General features: G+C 71.8%; 14 protein-coding genes and 3 pseudogenes. 8 read left to right on the top strand and 9 right to left on the bottom strand.

Going from position 1 to position 16,717, the window contains the following annotated elements; genetic code table 11:
• Both HN013_RS15540 and HN013_RS15535 read right to left on the bottom strand, forming a co-directional pair.
• A pseudogene (locus HN013_RS15540) lies at positions 1 to 872 on the bottom strand (FUSC family protein); the annotation flags it as partial.
• Between the two features lie 104 nt (positions 873 to 976).
• The gene (locus HN013_RS15535) at positions 977 to 1,831 is read right to left on the bottom strand and encodes an arylamine N-acetyltransferase (RefSeq protein WP_171166725.1); all 855 of its coding nucleotides are present in this window, start codon (positions 1,829 to 1,831) and stop codon (positions 977 to 979) included.
• Positions 1,832 to 2,166: 335 nt separating this feature from the next.
• Between HN013_RS15535 and HN013_RS15530 the strand changes: the two genes are divergently transcribed.
• Together HN013_RS15530 and HN013_RS15525 are read left to right on the top strand one after the other, a co-directional pair.
• A complete protein-coding gene (locus HN013_RS15530; protein WP_171166724.1) occupies positions 2,167 to 2,640 on the top strand; it encodes a hypothetical protein in 474 nt (157 codons plus the stop codon).
• A 707-nt stretch (positions 2,641 to 3,347) separates the two neighbouring features.
• Positions 3,348 to 4,109, top strand: coding sequence for a DUF6406 domain-containing protein (locus HN013_RS15525; RefSeq protein WP_171166723.1), 762 nt, complete (start codon positions 3,348 to 3,350; stop codon positions 4,107 to 4,109).
• Here the strand turns inward: HN013_RS15525 and HN013_RS15520 are convergent.
• Both HN013_RS15520 and HN013_RS15515 read right to left on the bottom strand, forming a co-directional pair.
• The gene (locus HN013_RS15520; RefSeq protein ID WP_171166722.1) at positions 4,082 to 4,957 is read right to left on the bottom strand and encodes a DUF5995 family protein; all 876 of its coding nucleotides are present in this window, start codon (positions 4,955 to 4,957) and stop codon (positions 4,082 to 4,084) included. The two genes, HN013_RS15525 and HN013_RS15520, sit on opposite strands and share 28 nt — an antisense overlap.
• Positions 4,958 to 5,538: 581 nt before the next feature.
• Positions 5,539 to 7,014 carry an NF041680 family putative transposase gene (locus tag HN013_RS15515; protein ID WP_171166721.1) on the bottom strand — a complete coding sequence of 492 codons (1,476 nt, stop codon included), beginning with the start codon at positions 7,012 to 7,014 and terminating at the stop codon, positions 5,539 to 5,541.
• A gap of 324 nt (positions 7,015 to 7,338) precedes the next feature.
• On the opposite strand from HN013_RS15515, the gene HN013_RS33670 reads away from it, so the two are divergent.
• Positions 7,339 to 7,464 carry a hypothetical protein gene (locus HN013_RS33670; RefSeq protein WP_283247562.1) on the top strand — a complete coding sequence of 42 codons (126 nt, stop codon included), beginning with the start codon at positions 7,339 to 7,341 and terminating at the stop codon, positions 7,462 to 7,464.
• A 368-nt stretch (positions 7,465 to 7,832) separates the two neighbouring features.
• Here the strand turns inward: HN013_RS33670 and HN013_RS15510 are convergent, their stop codons facing one another.
• Together HN013_RS15510 and HN013_RS15505 are read right to left on the bottom strand one after the other, a co-directional pair.
• Positions 7,833 to 8,129 carry a hypothetical protein gene (locus HN013_RS15510; RefSeq protein ID WP_171166720.1) on the bottom strand — a complete coding sequence of 99 codons (297 nt, stop codon included), beginning with the start codon at positions 8,127 to 8,129 and terminating at the stop codon, positions 7,833 to 7,835.
• 48 nt (positions 8,130 to 8,177) lie between these two features.
• Positions 8,178 to 8,516: a trypco2 family protein gene (locus HN013_RS15505; RefSeq protein WP_171166719.1), complete on the bottom strand. Its 339-nt coding sequence runs from the start codon at positions 8,514 to 8,516 to the stop codon at positions 8,178 to 8,180.
• Between the two features lie 503 nt (positions 8,517 to 9,019).
• Here HN013_RS15505 and HN013_RS15500 point away from each other — a divergent pair.
• From HN013_RS15500 to HN013_RS15485, 4 genes are all read left to right on the top strand, one after another.
• Entirely contained in the window at positions 9,020 to 9,526 is a 507-nt protein-coding gene (locus tag HN013_RS15500; protein ID WP_171166718.1) for an HIT family protein, read from the top strand.
• The gene (locus HN013_RS15495) at positions 9,517 to 9,768 is read left to right on the top strand and encodes an HAD family hydrolase (protein ID WP_171166717.1); all 252 of its coding nucleotides are present in this window, start codon (positions 9,517 to 9,519) and stop codon (positions 9,766 to 9,768) included. The genes HN013_RS15500 and HN013_RS15495 overlap by 10 nt, the downstream gene beginning before the upstream one ends.
• Before the next feature lie 53 nt (positions 9,769 to 9,821).
• Complete coding sequence (locus HN013_RS15490) at positions 9,822 to 10,355, top strand: AAA family ATPase (RefSeq protein ID WP_212764381.1); 534 nt, start codon at positions 9,822 to 9,824, stop codon at positions 10,353 to 10,355.
• Positions 10,356 to 11,424: 1,069 nt separating this feature from the next.
• Positions 11,425 to 11,880: a PQQ-binding-like beta-propeller repeat protein gene (locus tag HN013_RS15485; protein ID WP_171166716.1), complete on the top strand. Its 456-nt coding sequence runs from the start codon at positions 11,425 to 11,427 to the stop codon at positions 11,878 to 11,880.
• A 168-nt stretch (positions 11,881 to 12,048) separates the two neighbouring features.
• Here the strand turns inward: HN013_RS15485 and HN013_RS15480 are convergent.
• Positions 12,049 to 12,399: pseudogene (locus HN013_RS15480) on the bottom strand (anthrone oxygenase family protein); the annotation flags it as partial.
• On the opposite strand from HN013_RS15480, the pseudogene HN013_RS15475 reads away from it, so the two are divergent.
• A pseudogene (locus HN013_RS15475) lies at positions 12,391 to 12,549 on the top strand (TetR family transcriptional regulator); the annotation flags it as partial. The pseudogenes HN013_RS15480 and HN013_RS15475 sit on opposite strands and share 9 nt — an antisense overlap.
• Positions 12,550 to 12,726: 177 nt before the next feature.
• Here HN013_RS15475 and HN013_RS33930 read toward each other — a convergent pair.
• Together HN013_RS33930 and HN013_RS15465 are read right to left on the bottom strand one after the other, a co-directional pair.
• The gene (locus HN013_RS33930; protein WP_171166714.1) at positions 12,727 to 15,264 is read right to left on the bottom strand and encodes a bifunctional lysylphosphatidylglycerol flippase/synthetase MprF; all 2,538 of its coding nucleotides are present in this window, start codon (positions 15,262 to 15,264) and stop codon (positions 12,727 to 12,729) included.
• Positions 15,261 to 16,577 carry an esterase family protein gene (locus HN013_RS15465; RefSeq protein WP_171166713.1) on the bottom strand — a complete coding sequence of 439 codons (1,317 nt, stop codon included), beginning with the start codon at positions 16,575 to 16,577 and terminating at the stop codon, positions 15,261 to 15,263. Before HN013_RS15465 ends, HN013_RS33930 begins: the two co-directional genes overlap by 4 nt.
• Between the last annotated feature and the right edge of the window lie 140 nt (positions 16,578 to 16,717).

The raw sequence follows: 16,717 nt of genomic DNA, 5'->3' as shown, positions 1-16,717 counted from the left end.
CCGTCCGGGGGCGGCGGCGGTCCGCCCGTGCGCAGCGCGGCGGCGGACGGGCGGAGGGCGGCCGCGGTCCGGCGCAGCAGTGCCGCGGCGGCCGGGTGGGGCACGTCCGGGCAGGCGGACACCCGGTCGAGCTGGTCGCGTACGTGGCGGACGGCTTCGTGGGCGTGGTTGAGGGCGCGGTCGCGGACCGAGGGCGCGGTGGGGCGTTCGGCCGCGGGTACCCGGGAGGGCCGGGCGGCGTCAAGCGCGCGGTCGGCGCCCGCGTTCGGGGCGGCCGTGCCGGCCGGGCCCGTGCCGGAGTCGAGCCGGTCCGCGGTCGCGTCCGCGTACCCGGCGACGGCGCCGACCGCCGTGCCGAGGACGGCCCGGTACGGCTCCGGCGCCGGCTCGGGCCACACGAACCGCTCGACCAGGACGGTGGCCACGATGCCGATGGTGAGTCCGAGGAGCCGGGAGCCGAGCGTGTCGGGTGCGTAGGGCGGGAAGCACGGGAGGACGTAGTACAGCTGGTAGGCGGTCGCGAGGGCGGCGAGGCGGGGCCCGCCCACCGCGCCGAAGGAGACCAGGAACCCGACGGCGAACATGCCGCAGGCCGCCGTCCAGGAGTGCACCGCGAGCAGCGTCCCGGCCGACACCAGGAGCCAGCCGACGGGCAGGGCGGCCAGCAGGGTGCGGCTCCGCTCCGCGGGCGGGCCGGGAACCCGGCAGAAGAGGACGAGCGGCAGGGCGCCGAAGACGGCGTAGAGGGCGACGACGGGCCGGTGGGCGAGGTGCAGGAGAACGGAGAACGGGACGCAGCCGGCCAGGACGACCCAGACGGCGCGCCGCAGGGCGGGCGGACCGTCCTCGTGCCGCAGCAGCCACCGGATCATGGTCCTTCCACGATTCGGCCCGTTACGGGCGGGCGCAACCGGACGTCCGCCGGGGCGGGCTCGCCCGGAGGCCGAGAAGGCGGGTCGTCCGCGGCCCCGGGCGGTCAGGACATTGCGGGCCGGTCCATGAGCCGTGCGAGGTCCTCCGCGCTCACCGCTATGCCGAACTCCCCGTCGAGGACGGCCCTCAACTCGTGGGGCGCGACCTTCCGTTCGGTGCGCGTGCCGTCGGGGAGGACGGTGGTCAGGGTGGTGGCGTCGAGCTTGAGGAGGCGGTCGGGGGCGAACCGCTGGGCGAAGGGGCGCTTGACGAACGGGGAGCGGGGGTGGGTGGAGACGTAGTGGCTGCCCACTACATAGTCGATCGTGTGATGCGGGGTCAGGGTGAAGGTGTGGCGGTCGACCCAGCCGTCCGGCCCGTCCTGGTGGAGCCACCACGCTTCGACGCCGTGGGCGCCGGGGCGCCGCTCCATGCGGAACCGCCAGCCCGAGAAGTCCACCTCGACCCCGTCGGCCAGCTCGATCGGCCCCAGGGGGCCGCTGCCGAAGCCGACGTCGCACAGCCACCGCCGCTCGTCGTCCTCGGCCGTCACGGCCAGCAGGGCGTGGGTGGCGGGGAGGATCTTGTCCGCGCCGAGCGTGACGCGGCCCAGCATGCCGGTGAAGCGGAACCCGAGGCGTTCGAGGACGGCGGCGAACAGGATGACGTGCTCGAAGCAGTAGCCGCCGCGGCGGCGGCGCACCAGCTTGTCCTGGACGGCCCCGACATCGAGCGGGATCGGGACGCCCAGGACGGCGTCGAAGTTCTCGAAGGGGATCGAGGTGACGTGCGCCCGGTGCAGCGCGCGCAGCACCTCCAGGGTGGGACGCCGCTCCCCCGCGTACCCGACGCGGTCCAGATAGGCATCCAGGTCGAGCAGACCGCCGTTCCACTCTTCTCCGGCCTTCGGCCTCGTCATGGCTCCACCTTCCCGGACCCGGGGATCCGCCGTCATGCGTGTCGTTGTAATCGCTGTTTCAACAACCGGTGCACGCTCGACCCTACGTGCCATGAGCTGCGGAAACCTCCGCCGCGGGACGGGTGAGGGGCGCTTCCTGGGCGTAGGCGGGAGGGCGCCCCCGGGGGGCGGACGCCGTTCCCGTCCGGTCCTAGGACCGGCCTAGGACCGGACGGCGGAACGGTAGCGTCCACCGATCGGTGACGGCGCGGTCCTCCGCCGCGTCCCCGGGCCGGAGGGGGCGCGGCGTCCGGGCGGCCGCGCAGCATGGGAGGAGTCGAAAGGAGGTCGCGGTCATGGAGAGGATCAGGACACCCGCGCGGACCGCACCCCGTCCGCACCCGCGCGACGGCCTGGCCGCGATCGCCGTGGCCACCCTCGTGGTGCTGGAGACACTGGCCCTGCGCCTGACGCCGGTGGGCGACTGGCCGCTGGCCACCGTGGCCCTGGGCGCCGCCCTCGCCGCCGTCGCGGTGACGTCCTTCGTCCTGTGCCACCACCCCCGGCGGCCGTACCGGCGCCCGGAACCGCCGCTCGCGGGCGGGACGCTGTTCGACGCCGCGACACGGGACAGCTTCCCGCTGGACGCCCTCCGTCCGTGCCTCCCGGCGCCGGACGAGGCGACCCTGAACCGGCTCCGCACCGCCTGGGTCCTGGCCCTGCGCGGGCGGGACGCCGCGTGGCTGGCCGGTCATCTGAACCTCTCCGCCGAGGTGGCGGGCATTCTCGCGGACGCGGCGGCGGCACGGCATCGGGGCACCCGTCCGTGAGCGGGGGCTCGGAATCCGGAATTCCTCACACGGTTTCTTCGGGATTCCCCGGGTAATGCCTGTCGGTCGTTCGGTATTGGCGTGCGCGTAAGGGGCGTTGCTCGCCGTGACGAGCAGTCCGAGGAACGTCCGCAGGGCTCCGCGGTGGTCTTCCGCCGGCATCCCGGGGCGGCCGGGACCGCGCTCGCGGAACGGGACGGCCTCCGCCTCCGGGCCCAGGCGACCGACAGCCACTTCGGCGTCGTCGGGATGCCCGACGGCCGACTCCGGCAGCCACTCACCCACCTGCTCGGCTGTCCTCCCCGCCGGAGGCGGACCGCCCCGGCCGGCGGCTCGTCCCGTGTGCGATCGGTCATATCGGCGTCAGGGCAAGGGCCGTGAGCCGCCCGGGGCCCTCCGGTCCGGCGCAGGAAGGCGGCATGAGCCGGAATTCATCCCGTTCGCGGGAATTGCGGGGCGCGCGGCACGTACTGAAGTCCCGGAATACTGTGACGGCTTTCACGACACCTCCGCCTTTCCTTCCTCCGTCGACGCCGGGAACACCCGCACATGCCTGCCCTCCGAAGTCATCGGGTCCGGATCCCTGGGATATGTTGCCGGCCCGTCATAAAGGCCCCACCACAGGAGTACCGGCGATTTCCCCGCAACCCGCGAACCCCCAGGGCGGCGCCCGCACTCGCGCACACCTCGCACGCATCACCACCGGAGTGTGCGCGGCACTGCTCGCGACGGCCTGCACCTCCTCCGGCGGGACCGACACGCTGTCCCGGCCCTCCGCCCGGGCGGAGAAGGTGACCGCTCCCCCGCCGGACAAGGGCCCCCTGTGCGACGGGGACAAGGACGGAAGCCCGGGGATCGGCGGCATCCGGATCCTCAGGGGCGGCACGGCACGGCTGGGCGGCACCGCTGTCGCGTACACGGAGGCCCGCGCGGACGGCCGGTCCCGCACGGCCGTGCTGGCCGAGGGCGAGACGCCCCTGGACCGCCACGAGGGCCGCCACCTGACCGTGGCGCCCCGGCAGGAGATCACCGTCAAGGGACACTCCTACACGGTCCGGCAGATCTGCGCCTACCGTGTCGTGCTCACCCCGAAGAACCCGGCGGACGCCGCGCCGTCGCCCTCTCCCACCGCACGGGAAACCGCGCGGGGAAGGGACGACCGCGGCTGGCCGGACACCGTCGACGGCCGCTGGCGGCTGCGCTGGCACGTACCGCACACACAGTTCGGGGCCGACGGCATCAGCGTGGTCGTCTCGGACATCCAGGGCCGCCCGGACCGCGCCGACATCGCCGTCGCCTCCCGGAGGGACGGCGAGGACGCGTCCTACCACGACGCCCGCGTCGGCGACACCCTGGAGATCGCCGACCGCCTCTGGCGGGTGGCGGCCATCGGCACCGGAAACATGGACGCCCCCGAGGGCTCGCGGGAGTTCGCGGCCGGTTACGTGGACCTCCGCAGCATGGAATGACCATGCGTCCGGCAGTAGTTGTCGCGCCCCGCCCGGTACCCGGAGGGCGGGGCCGCGCTCAACAACACGGCCCAGTGGGCGGCGTTCGTCTCGACGGCCCGCTCGGCACGGCGGTACGCCGCGGCGTCCCCGGCGGACGCCAGCTGCCACGCGTGCTTCCAGGCGGTCTCCCGCCACAGGTGGAACAGTTCGCGCGCGGTGTACCGCGCGATCGGGTTCCAGCGGCTGTCCCCGAGCGCCAGGATCGGGTCGTAGTGCCGGGCGACGTCCTCGACGGCGGGCTGGTACGCCCGGTCGAGAACCTCCTGGACGCGTTCGTAGTCCGGCTTGCGGGACGAGCCGTCGGGGCTCCGCGGCCCGAACCGTGCCAGGACGTAGGGCAGGTCACGCTGGATGTGGGCGTTGGCGCCGAGCAGGACGTCCTGGCCCGCGTTGGCGTCGCCGGAGCGGGCGGCCTCGAACGCGACGCGCCAGGCCACGGGCACCGGCCGCCCCTCCCGGTCCGCGTGGAAGACGGCCAGGTACTCGTTGAGGAACCCGGTGTTGAGCTGCCCGCCCACCCATCGCGGCTCCCGGAACGCGTTCGCCCGCAGCGCGGCGGCCAGGGATTCCTGGAAGCGCACGGAGATGACGGGGAAGAGGGCCCGGTGATCGCACCCGAGCCCGTCCCGGATCCGGCCGAACAGCCGCGCCGCGTCCTCGGCACAGCCGACGACCGGGCCCGTGCAGCGGATCTCCCGCGGCACCCCGCCGCCGGGGGCGGCCCGCGACGGGCCGGCCACCGGCAGGCTGAGCAGCACCGACGCGGCGAGGGCGACCGCCCTCCGGGCCGGGGTGGACCTGATCACTTCGCGACTCCGTTCCGGCGGGCAGCCCGTCCTGCATACGCCACCCTGTGTCAACGACGGTTCCGCCCGTCCGGTGCGCGGACGACGGGCGCACGGCATGGCCACCGTGTCCGGCAGGCACGACGGCCCGGCGGTCTGTCAGGGTCTGATCCGGGGTCTTGTCGTGCAATCGGGCGGCGGCCTCCCGGCCGATCCGCACCGCTTCCGTGCCCGTGTTCATCGCCGCGTCGCCGGCGCCCGCGTGGAAGAGCAGCAATTGCAGCGGGGAGAGCAAGGTGGAGAGCATGGCTCCGTGTTCGTGGGGGGCGGCGGCGTGCAGGGGTCTCAGTGCGTCCACGGCCTCGCGGGTCACCCGCAGCGCGTGTACGCGGTGACCGCACGCCGTCAGGCGGGCGCCGAGGACGGCCGTCGCCCGGATCGCGTCGAGCGCGGTGGTGTCCGCTCCCCGGCACCGGTGGAGGGCTCCGCGGTGGCGTACCGCTTCGGCGACGGCTCCGAGCGCTTCCCGTTGCCGGCCCAGCAGCCACAGGCAGTCGCCATGGGCTTCCGGGTTCGCGGCCAGGGTGTCCTGAGCTTGAGTTTTATCCGGTTCGCCGAGGTTTGGTGCCGGTCTTGTGGTGGGTGGGCCGTTGGTAGGGCTGGCCGGTGGCGAGGACTCTGCCCACGTCATGGCGGATGGCGGGGTGCCTGTTCTTCGAGCCCGGTGGCCGTCCGGGGCCGGGCCGGCCGGGTTTCGGTGCACTGGCTGGTGAGCCGGCCGCTGGGCGGAGGTTCCTGAACCCCCGTCGGACGCGGGCGGGAGTGAGTCGTTCGGGTGGGGCCGGCTTCTCCCAAGGGTGCCGCAAGTCCTGCGTGAGCGGCCGGGCGAGCCGCAGCTGGGTGTGGGCGGCGACCACGAGCCACGTCCAGCGGTCCGCGGCCTCGGGAGTGCGGATCTTGGGGCGGGTCCAGCCCAGGGTCTGCTTCCAGAAGCGGAAGGTGTGCTCGACGTCGAACCTTCTCAGGAAGGTATGCCAGCAGCGGTCGACGTCAGCCGCGGTGGCGCCGGTCTTGGACCACCACAGCCAGACCGGCTTCGGGTCCCCGCCCGAGGGCAGATGCTCGACCTGGAGGCGGATGACGGTGCCCTCGATGATGGGCAGTTCCGCCGTGTGGTCGAGCCAGGCCGCCCGCCGGGTCAGCCGGGGGTGGAGCCGATCCCAGGCCCGCGCGGTCGCTTTCCCGTAGCGGCGGGTGTCGGTCACCGTGGCCGCGTGCTCGTCGCCCCAGGTGCCGGGCTTGCCGAAGACGAACTCACCTCCGTGCTTGGGCGGGCGTCCGCCATCGGGGTGGTCCCGGTGGAACTCCTCGCGGGAGGGCGCCGGCCGGCGCATCACCCGGTCCGAGCGGGTCCGGCCCAGGATCTCGATGGGCAGGTCCGCCAGCAGGTGGGCCAGACGCGGGGCGTCGTAGCCCGCGTCGACCACGATCACGATGTCCGGATCGCCCGCCTGCCACTGCCCTGCCACGACAAGGCGGTCGACGACCTCCCGGATCTGTGCGGTGGTAACCGCAGCGACGTCGGCGCCGGGCTCCAGCCGGATCGCATCCAGCACCGCGGTCCACGACGTCCGGCCGGTCTCCAGCGCGGCCACGATCGAATAGGGCCAGCCCGGGATCATCAGGTGCTTGTTGTCGCCGTACCCGTAGGTGTGGCAAAAACACCGGTCAGGCGCGGTATCCGCATCCGGCCGCAACCACGGGGAGACGTCCACCGCGAGGACCAGGCGCCCATCGGACGCCTTCGGCAGCGGCACCGCGACCAGGGCCCGCCGCAGCCGGTCCACATCCAGGCGCCCATGGTTCAGCCCGGCATACAGGGCTCCGTGCCCACGCCGATGCTCCGGCGCGAGCGCCAGGCCGACCAGCGTCTTCACCGGACCGTCCGCGCACAGCATCGCGTCAGTCAGCTCGAACAGCGCGTCGCTGCGGGCCGTCATCGACGCGTACAACTCCGTCCGGAAGTGTGAGAGCACCCCGAACGGCTCCCGCTGAACACCGTGGTACAGCAGACTCACCCTTACGGCCTTCGGTTGATTCCTTGCCTCTGTGACGGAGCAAAGGATCAGACGAAGGCCGCCCCGCTGTACGGCAGTTATCACCATGAGTGATCAAGTTCGAGGAACGATTCGACCCGCGGGGATAAAACTCAAGCTGAGTGCCTGTTCCTGAACCCGAAGCCAGCAGGTGCGGCATGCGGGCGCGCGATCAGCGACCCCTGTCGTACAGGTGGACCAATTCGCTGTGCTTATACCAGGTATTTTGTGTTTGCCTGGAATCGTCCCTTTGACCACCAGGACGCTACATCCAGGAGGCACGTGATGGCGACCATTACAGATGTTATGGACGAGTGTCAGAACCCGGAGAACAAGAAGTGGCTGGAGCAGCAGTCGGACGAGGTGAAGAAGAAGGTGGTGTTCGCGTTCCAGTCCTTGCAGGGGGTGCAGTTCAGAGGGGGGGGCCGGTGACGATGTCGTTGGGTCCGCGGTCGAGGGGGACGGGGACAAGGCCGTGCAGCAAATCAGGAACCCGAAGGTCGTGTAAGGCAAGCACTCCCGGGATGAGGAAGCGGGCGAGGCCAGCCCTTGGCCGCCAGGCGAACACGTCGCTCACGGCCCGCTAAAGGTGTGCGCGGAACGGTTACCGAGACCATTCCGCGAACGCTTCGCCAATCTCCTGTTTCGCGCAGCATGCATCTGACCTGCCGTACCGCAGTTCAGAAACAAGTTCTGATGGCGTTCCGGGCCGTGCCGCACGAGTCGGCGGCCGATGGCCACGGCGTCGCCCAGTTTTTCCAGGGCCCGTTCGCCGTGGCCCGTGCTCCGCCGCAACACGCTTAGCGGAGAGGGCCGAGATCAGGGTGCCCTCGTACAACTGTGGTACCTCGCGCGCCAGGGCTCCGGTCCACCGCCTCGAACGCCTCGAACGCCGCGGTCGCCGCGTCCTCGTACCGGGCGAGGTCGACGAGGCACAGGTACTGGACGAGCCAGTTCTTGGCCAGTCCTTCCGCGTAGGCGCCCGAGCCGTTCCTTCCCAGTGTGCCGCCGAGGTCGATGGCTTCGTCGACGAGTGGGAGGGCGGTGGCCGGGTCGTCCGCCTGGCGCAGCAGACCTGACGGCGGGCACGACGGCATAACGGCGGCGCCCGCGCGGACGGCGGCACCCCGGTGTCCCCGTCGGGGTCAGCGGGCGCGTAGCTCCGGGTCGTTGTCGGGCCGCTGGACGATGGCGTCGTCCTCTCTCGCCGAGATCAGCAGAGGACCGCCACCGCTCACGCCGCGAGGGGTGAGGCTGAAGGAGACCCGGTGGGCCCGGCCGCGGGCAACGCCGGCGTCGGCGTCCGCGGAGAGCACCCAGGCGCGGAAGCCGGACTTCACCCGGACGTCACGGCGCAGCTCGACCTGGAACTCCATCTCGATCGGCCCCACTTCGAAGACGACTTCCCGGTTCGCCCCCTGAGCAGCAGCCTCCAACAGCTCGTCACGCAGTGCGGCCACAGCTCCGCCGAGCTCGATTTCCATACCAACCCCCGTACGCGAAGGCCTCAGTGGCTCTTCGCCCCCCGGCGCCTTCCGCCCCTGCCTACCAGCCTTCCCATGCTTGCGCGGGTCGCCCGGACGCCTGTCCCTGACTGTAACGACCAAGGGTGACCCCTGCCATACGCTCGGGGAACCTCGTGCGACAGGACACGGATTGCCACCGGCTCCTCCCGTGCGGCCGGCCGGGGAAACACCTTGCCGAGCAGCGCGGCGTGGTGGTCCTCACTTCCTGTCGACACTGCGGTGGCTGGTCGTCGGCATAACCGCTCACCGGAGCGAGTGCAGTCGACGGCGGCTGCCTTGTCCTCACGACCGCAGGACACCGGCGCTCTTCCGCTTCGCGGTGGCTTGCGCCAGGAATTCCAGGAGCTCCATCATCTGGTCCAGCTTCTCCGCCCTGAGTTCGACCGCGTCCGCGGACACGCCATGATCGGTGAACGAGAGGTGGGACAGGTTGCCCGCCTGGACGAGCGAAGGAGACGACGTTGACCACGACGAGGACCAGCGGCTGGCGCAGCGACCGGATCGGGAGTGCGCTGCGGGGTGAGAACCCTACGGTGCTACGGCGCCTGGAGGCCGGCTTCGCGGTGATCGGGGACACGCAGTTCCTGCCCGGCTACTCGGTCCTCCTCGTCGACGACCCTGGCGTGCAGCGGCTCACGGACCTTCCGAGGGAGCGCCGGCGGAGGTTCTTGGAGAGCATGGACCGCCTCGGTGAGGCCGTTGAGCTTGCCTGTCGCAGCGCTGATGCGGCGTTTCGCCGGGTGAACCTGGAGATTCTCGGTAACGCGGACCCATATCTGCACGCCCACATCTGGCCGCGGTACGACTGGGAGCCCGCCGAGCTCGTCCTCCGGCCCGTCTGGCTGTACCCGCCCGAGCGCTGGACGGACCAGCAGCATGCCCTGGGCCCGCGGCACGAGGTCCTGCGGTGCGCCATCGGGACGGAACTCGACCGGCTGGCGGGTACGAGGAGCGAAGGATGCCGGTGACTTACGTGGCGAAGGTGGGCCTGTCCGATCCGGTGGACACCGTCGTGATCTGCGAGAGCGTCGGCGTACGCAAGCCGGATCCGCGGATCTTCCGCCATGCCCTCGCCGTGCTCGGTGCCGAGCCGAGTCCGCGCGTCCTCATGGTCGGTGATTCCTTCACGGCGGACGTGGGCGGCCGGGCTGCCTGCGTTTGGATCTCCGATGGCTCTCCCCTGTTGGAGAACGGGCCGCAGCCTCACTGAACGGCCGTCGGCGTCCGCGACGCCGTAGAACTGTTGTTGAAGGAGAACTGACCATGGGGCACATGGGGACGGCGGACACCCGGCTGGTGGTGCTGCGCGGCAACTCCGGCTCGGGCAAGACCACCGCTGCCCGTGCGGTCCGCGAGCGCTACGGCAGCGGTCTGGCGATCGTGAGCCAGGACACGGTCCGCAGGGAAATCCTGTGCGAGGCGCACGGCCCGGTCCGGGCAACGCCCGGGCTGATCGACGTCATCACCCGCCAGTGCCTGGACGAGGGCTTCCACGTGATCCTCGAAGGAATCTTCTCCGCTGCCCGGTGGGGCGAACTCCTCCACCGGCTGGCTGCCGACCACCGCGGGACGAACCGGTTCTTCTACTTCGACCTGCCCTTCGCCGAGACGCTGCGCCGGCACACCACGCGGCCGGAGTCCTCGGAGTTCGACGAGAGCACAATGCGGGACTGGTACCGGCCTGCTGATCTGCTCGACGGCATGGACGAGGCACTGATCAAGCAGGACAGCACGTTGGAGGAGACCATCCGCACCGTCCTGACCGAGGCCGGGTTGGAGCCGCGGCCTGCCCGGTGAACCGCAGACCGGCCGAGCCATGGGGAGGCGTGGTGAGCGACCTCTACTGCGACGAAGTGCTCAGGGGGCGGGCGCGCCCGTGAGGATGACGGCAGAGACGGACGTCGGCCTGCCGGATCGGCCCCGGCCGCCCTGGCGTATCGCTCGCTGCCAGCGGGCGGCCCCTCCGCGGTCCTGATCCTCCCCTCCCCGAGGGACCCGTACAGCGCTGTTCCCCGATGAGAGAGGAACTCACAACTGTGTCGTGGGTACGGTCCGATGGGTAACGGAGCGGAACGACCTTGGACTTCGCGCGATACGAGGCGCTGTTGACGGACTGGGACGGGGCCTTGGTCGACTTCCCTGTCACGTTCTTCTGTTCGGTCAGATCTTGAGTCTGGAATGGCTCAACGAGCAGGAACTACGTGTGCTGATGGCACCGCCTGACGACTGGCAGGACAGAGACGCACACGTCGAGGGGCACGTTGCCAACGTGCTGCGGTCCGACTGGAGGGCCGTACCACCGAGATCGATCATCTCTCAAGAGCTGGCCGGTCCGAGGGTGAGCGCCCCGCGTCCCGACGGACGAGAGGAGGCGCGACGGACTGTCTCCGGTTTGAGTGCCGACTGGGAGCCCCGCCGTAACGTTCGAGCAGTACAAGAGTTGTCGGACGGCAGGATCCTCGCGACGCTCGACGGGATCCAGCTGGAGTGCTGGCTTCTGTCCGGGAAGCAGAAGTGGGCGGTTCCGGATGAGGAGGGCGGCCGTGAGATCGCCGTCGCCGCAGACGAGCAGTCGGCTTGGGTCGGCCTGGTACGTCCTATTTGGGAGGAGTTTCCTCAGTCAGTCGTCCAGCTGTCCCTTCAGGACGGGGCACAGCTCGCGCACCTCCGGCCGGCCGCCCCGGTATCCGTAGTTCACTGCGCCGACGGCCTGCCGGCGCTCGCGCCCGCCGGGCGCGACGGAAGGCGAAGCAGGCTGAATATCCGTCGCGGCAGTCGGGTCTACTTTCGGACGGTAGCCCGTGAGGACGGGGGCCGGAACCCTGCGCGAGGTGAACCATGGCTCGCCGCTGTCGAGTTGGACGGCATGCCCGCTGCCGAACGCCTGCGCGAGCCGGCAGAGCCGAAGGTCAGGCGACTGTTCCCGTATTCCTGGGTCCCCGACGAGACACACTTCGCCGGCCCGGGTGCTGAGGCCTCGGACGGGTCTCTGGTCCATGCGGGCACCGTGTACAACGGCCACGGCCTGCAGCCCGGTGGCTCGTTCGTCGTACGGCGCGAGGTATCTGCCGGGCAGCCGCGCTGGGTCTTCACGACCGACCGTCCCGCCACCGACCTCGACTGCGACGCAGAGACCGTCTACGTCACCTACGACGATGGCGAGATCGTCGCGCTCGATCTCCACGACGGGACGGTGCGCTGGCGTAGGCACCTCACCGTCGCCGGAGTGCTCGTTGTGCCGACCGCCCTGACCATCGCCGGGCCGAAGCGGCTGCTCATCGGCACCGACGACGGACGCCTGCTGGACTGCTCAGCTGGATAGCCGACTGGCCGGAGCGTCCTGGCACGGGACCGGGAGGGACGTAGCTTGTCAGAATCGCAGTTGCGGGGGCCCTGCGAGGCAGCCGCATGCCTGGATGCCGGGATTTAGCGCCCCGTTTCGCTTGAGGAGCGGGATGGTGCGCCACCAGCGTGGTGTCGGCCCGCGGGCTCAGGCGAGGGCGGCGGCCAGCAGGGCGAAGGCGGCGATGATGACGGCGACGCGGACGTAGTGGAAGCGGTCCCAGCGGTTCATCTGCTGCTTCCAGTCGGCGGGCCGGTTCTCGGGGGTCCACGTCGTGACCCGGTTGTTGATCGGGACGAGCAGCAGAAGCGACATGATCACGCTGAGGATCAGCAGCGCGCCGGCGGTGACGACGAGGCCGATGCCGTGGTGGTGCCATCCGGCGATGGCCCGGACCGCGACGAGGATGAGCGAGCCGATGTACCAGACCGGCATCACGGCGCCGAGCATCCGGCCCCCGTGCGCGCGGCCGAGTTGGCCGCTGTCGCCGGGGAGTGCCCCGGGGACGGCGTCCACCCGGCACTGTTCACCGAGACGTTCTGGGCCGCCCTGCACGGACTGGCCACCCCGCCCCGGGCGCGACGGCTGCCGCCGGAGGACACCGAGCGCAGGGTGGAGCTGCTGGTAGACCGGCTCGCCATGATCTGACACACCGTCCCGGCGGGCACGCAGCCGGGGCCCTCGGGCCCGGCGCTGCCTGCCTGCGGCATCGCTTCCGGTCACTCGCGCCCACACGGCGCAGCCGCAAATCGCTCGGCCCCGTACCCCAGACGGGCAACCGCCCCGCAAGCTGCGATGCGCATTGATCACGACCCGATACGCGCCCTAGGCCGAGAACTGCCGCATCAGCCGCACCCCCTGGGTCGCCGTCATGTGCGGCAGGTACGCCTTCGCGATCGCGCGCGTGATCATGGGCAGGGCCGCCGGGTCGGGGTAGACCATGTACATCGGCCGGTACCGGGGCTGGAACTTCGCCTTGAAGTGCAGCAACGAGCGGAAGCCGTAGACCGGTTCGAGGACCTTGCCGGCGTAGTCGAGCATGCGCTGGAGCGCGGCCGGGGGCTCCTCGGTGGCGGTGCGGGCCAGGGGGGCGCCGGAGAGGCTGAGGAAGCGGGCGCCCTCTTCCTTGAAGCCGAGGGCGGCGGAGGCGATGAGGAACTCCATGGAGCCGCGGAAGCCGTTCGTCCGGCGGCGCATGAAGTCCAGGGTCCAGCCGACCGGCCGGCCGGCGGTGCCGGTCGCGCTGTCACCGTACACCGGCATCCAGCTGGTGATGCCGTGCACGGTGCGGTCGCCGTCCACGGCGATGAGGCAGCGCACCGCGGGGTCGTCGAGCTCGTCGAGGCCGCCGAGGGTGAAGCCCATCTCGGGCAGGCCCTTGTCGGCGACCCATTCCTCGCTGATCCCGCGGATCTGGTCGGTGAGGGCGACGGGGGCGTCGCGGAAGGACCACCACTCGGCGGAGATGCCTTCCTTCCCGGCCTTGTTGAGGGCGGTGCGGACGTCCTGCCACTTCTTCCCGGTGAAGGCGAGGTCGGGCAGGGGCACGACGGTGTCCTCGGCGACCTGGACGGACCGCCAGCCCAGCCGCTCCCCCGCGGCGCGGGTGCCCTCGCCGACGCTGTAGAAGCACGGGGTCCAGCCGCGCTCGTCGCAGTAGCGGGCGAACTCCTCGACGGCGGGGGCCCGTTCGTCGGGGACGCCGAAGGGGTCACCGGTGGTGAGCGCCACGGTCGCGATCACGCGGTAGGCGACGGCGGCCCGGCCGTCCCGGCCGAACCAGTAGTAGTTGCCGTCCCACGTCGTCAGGAAGGAGAGGGTGGAACCGCCGTGCGCGACGAGGAGTTCCCTGGCCCGGTCGGCCGCGTCGCCGTCGGTGTGCAGCCGGGGCCGGCGGAGGGTGACGAACAGGGCGATCAGGGCGACCAGCCAGCAGAGCAGGCCGCAGTACTGGTACAGCGCCTTGGCCGTGCCGCCCACGGGGACCGGCCAGGGAGCGAAGTAGCCGAGGAAGGCGGGCGGGAGGAACTCCGAGACCAGCCCGCCGAAGAGGGCGCCGGTGTCGGCCGGCGGGGCGTACTGGTCCCGGACGGCGTACCCGATGCCGACGTAGGCGGCGCACGTCAGCAGGAACGCCCCGCCGGTCACCGCGGCGAGTTTCCGGAGCGCCGGCCGCGGCAGCCGCAGGTCGAAGCGGTACCGGGTGACCAGGAGCAGGGCGAGCACCAGGACGGGCAGCAGCAGTTGCTCGGCGAAGTACTGGACGAAGTCGGCGTGTTCGGCCGGGGCGGCTCCGTACGAGGTGGGGTTGTCGAGGAAGTCGTGGAGCCAGTAGGCGAAGAGGGCGGTCCAGGCCAGGTGCAGCAGGACGGCCAGCGCCCAGGCCAGGCGGCGCCCCCGGCGCAGCCCCTCGGCGAGGACGAGCAGGATGACGGGGACGAGGACGGACATGGCGGCGGCCGGGGAGTCGTAGAAGTCGCGCATGGCGTGCACGGCGTCGCAGTCGAGGGCGGAGAGGGCGCAGGCGTCCTCGACGTCCTGGGCGCCGGGCCGGGTGGAGACGTAGATCTCGTTGAAGGTGCTGAAGGGGCCGTACGCGTCCCGGTACAGGATGGCGACCATCGGGCCGATCGCGGAGGCGGCCACGACCAGGGCGACCAGGACCCGGGTCTCGGTGTGGGAGGCGGTGCGCGGGCGCAGGGGTCCGTCCCCGCGGTGGAGCGCGGCGCCGGCGGCGAGGCCGACGACGGCGCCGCCGAGCAGGAGGACGCCCTGGAGGTGGCCGATGTACAGGGCCATGACGAGGGCGAAGGCGACGATGCCGAGGCGGGTGCGGCGGCGCCAGAGGGCGGTGAGGTGCCGGCTGAGGACGCCGCCGACGGCGAGGGCGCCGACGGTCGGGGTGACCGTGAGGTCCTCGGTGAGGCTGTCGAGCCACTGTTCGCCGGCGGCGGAGCCGAGTTCGGCCAGGCCGATGCCGAGCAGGGTGCCGAGGATCTGGCCGCCGAGCAGGGCGCCGGCGGTGCGGGCGACGCCGAGGCGCCGCTCGGCGGGGGTCACGAGGAGCAGGACGGCGACGGTGGCGGCGAGGTAGCCGCCGAGCCCGGGGCACCACAGCAGGGAACTGGCCGGGGTCCACCAGCGGCCCTCGGCCAGGGCGGGCGCGCCGAAGGCGATCCGTTCCATCCGGTGCGGTCCCGGTCCGGAGCCGAGGGAGTGGGTGACGGCTCCGACGATCCACAGGACGGCCAGGAAGGCGAGGGTGAAGGGGGCGTGCCGGACGGGCGCGAGGACACGTCCCACGGTGATCCGCCAGCGGTCGCGGCGGCGTCCGACGACGGGGGCCGGGGCGGCGACGGTCACCGGATCAGCCCCGTCTGCCGGGCGATCCACGGCAGTTGGCGTTCCAGACCGGGGCGCCAGACCTGCCAGCTGTGGCCGCCGGGCAGTTCGACCCACTCGGCGCGCATGCCGGCGGCGACGGCCGCCTCGTAGACCTTCCGCTGCTGCGGCCGGTAGGTGCCGTCGTCGCGGCCGGCGACGAAGGCGGCGCGGGTGTCGGGGAAGCGTTCGCGGGCCATCACGTCGAGCGGGTTCACCCGGGCGAAGGCCGCCGTGTCGCCGCCGAACGCCTTGTCGACGGTCTTCTTCCGGCTGCCGAGGGTGGGGGCCTCCTGGCCGGAGATGTCGTTGAGGACGCCGTAGACGCGGGGGGCGTTGACGCCGAGCTGGAGGGAGCAGGTGCCGCCGAAGGAGATCCCGGAAATCGCCCAGGCGGTGCGGGCGGTGGCGACCTGGAGGTGGGCGCGGATCCAGTCGGGGACGTCGGTGTCCAGGTACGTCTGGACGTTGCCGAGCCGCGAGTCCATGCAGAGGGTGTTGGCGAACTGCGAGCCGAGCGGGTCGGCGACGACGACCACGGGGGCGAGGCCGCGGTGGCCGGCGGCGAAGGTGTTCATCATGTCGACCAGGCGGCCGGAGTTGATCCAGTCGTCCGGGGAGCCGGGCTGTCCGGCCAGGAGGACGAGCACCGGGAGCAGGGGGCGCGGGCTGGCCCGGTAGGCGGGCGGCAGGTAGATGTAGGCGCTGCGGGCGTGGAAGCCCGATCTGGTGCCCGGGATCCGGGACTTCGAGAGGGTGCCGTCCTCGGGCAGGCCGGGCGGGGGCCGCCAGACCTCCGAAAGCGTCTTGCCTGGCGGTACGCGCAGGGCGGGCTCGACGGTGCCGGTGGCGTCGGCGAGCTTCGTGGTCTTCGTCAGCCAGGTGTTCAGGGCGGAACGCGCCGTGGGGTACTGGTCGAAGTGGCGGTTGACCTGCGAGGCGCCGAGGAGGACGACGAGCAGCCCGGCGAGCACGGCGGGCGCCCAGTACCGGGGGCGCAGCAGCGGGAGACGGAACAGGGTGAGGCAGACGCCGAGGACGGCGACGCCGGTCCACAGGACGACGTCCGTCGGGAGGGGGTCGGGGAAGGGCTGGAGCCAGTCGTCGACGGCCATCCGGAGCAGCCAGGTGACCAGGGCGGCGAGGAGCACGGCGGCGGGTGCCCAGCGGGTCCACCAGGTGCGCCGGCGGGAGAACAGCAGCACCGCGAGGGCGCAGAGGCCGACGACCACGAGGGTGACCGGAATCCATCCGCTCACCAGGGACCAGTCCAGTGGGCCTGCCGCGCTTGCCATGTCAGGGAAAATGCTACCTATCGGCCTTTTCCGGGCAACTCGACGGCGGCTTTCCGACGGCTCCCGGACGCCCCGCGCCCACCCCGGCCGATGCCGGGAGCGTCGACCGGCGGAAAACGCGCGTTCCCCGCCGGAGGGCT

This window comes from Streptomyces sp. I05A-00742 (assembly GCF_013055795.1).
GTDB lineage: Bacteria > Actinomycetota > Actinomycetes > Streptomycetales > Streptomycetaceae > Streptomyces.
Note: the sequence above shows the minus strand (reverse complement) of the source record. Positions and strands in the feature narration are given on the sequence as shown.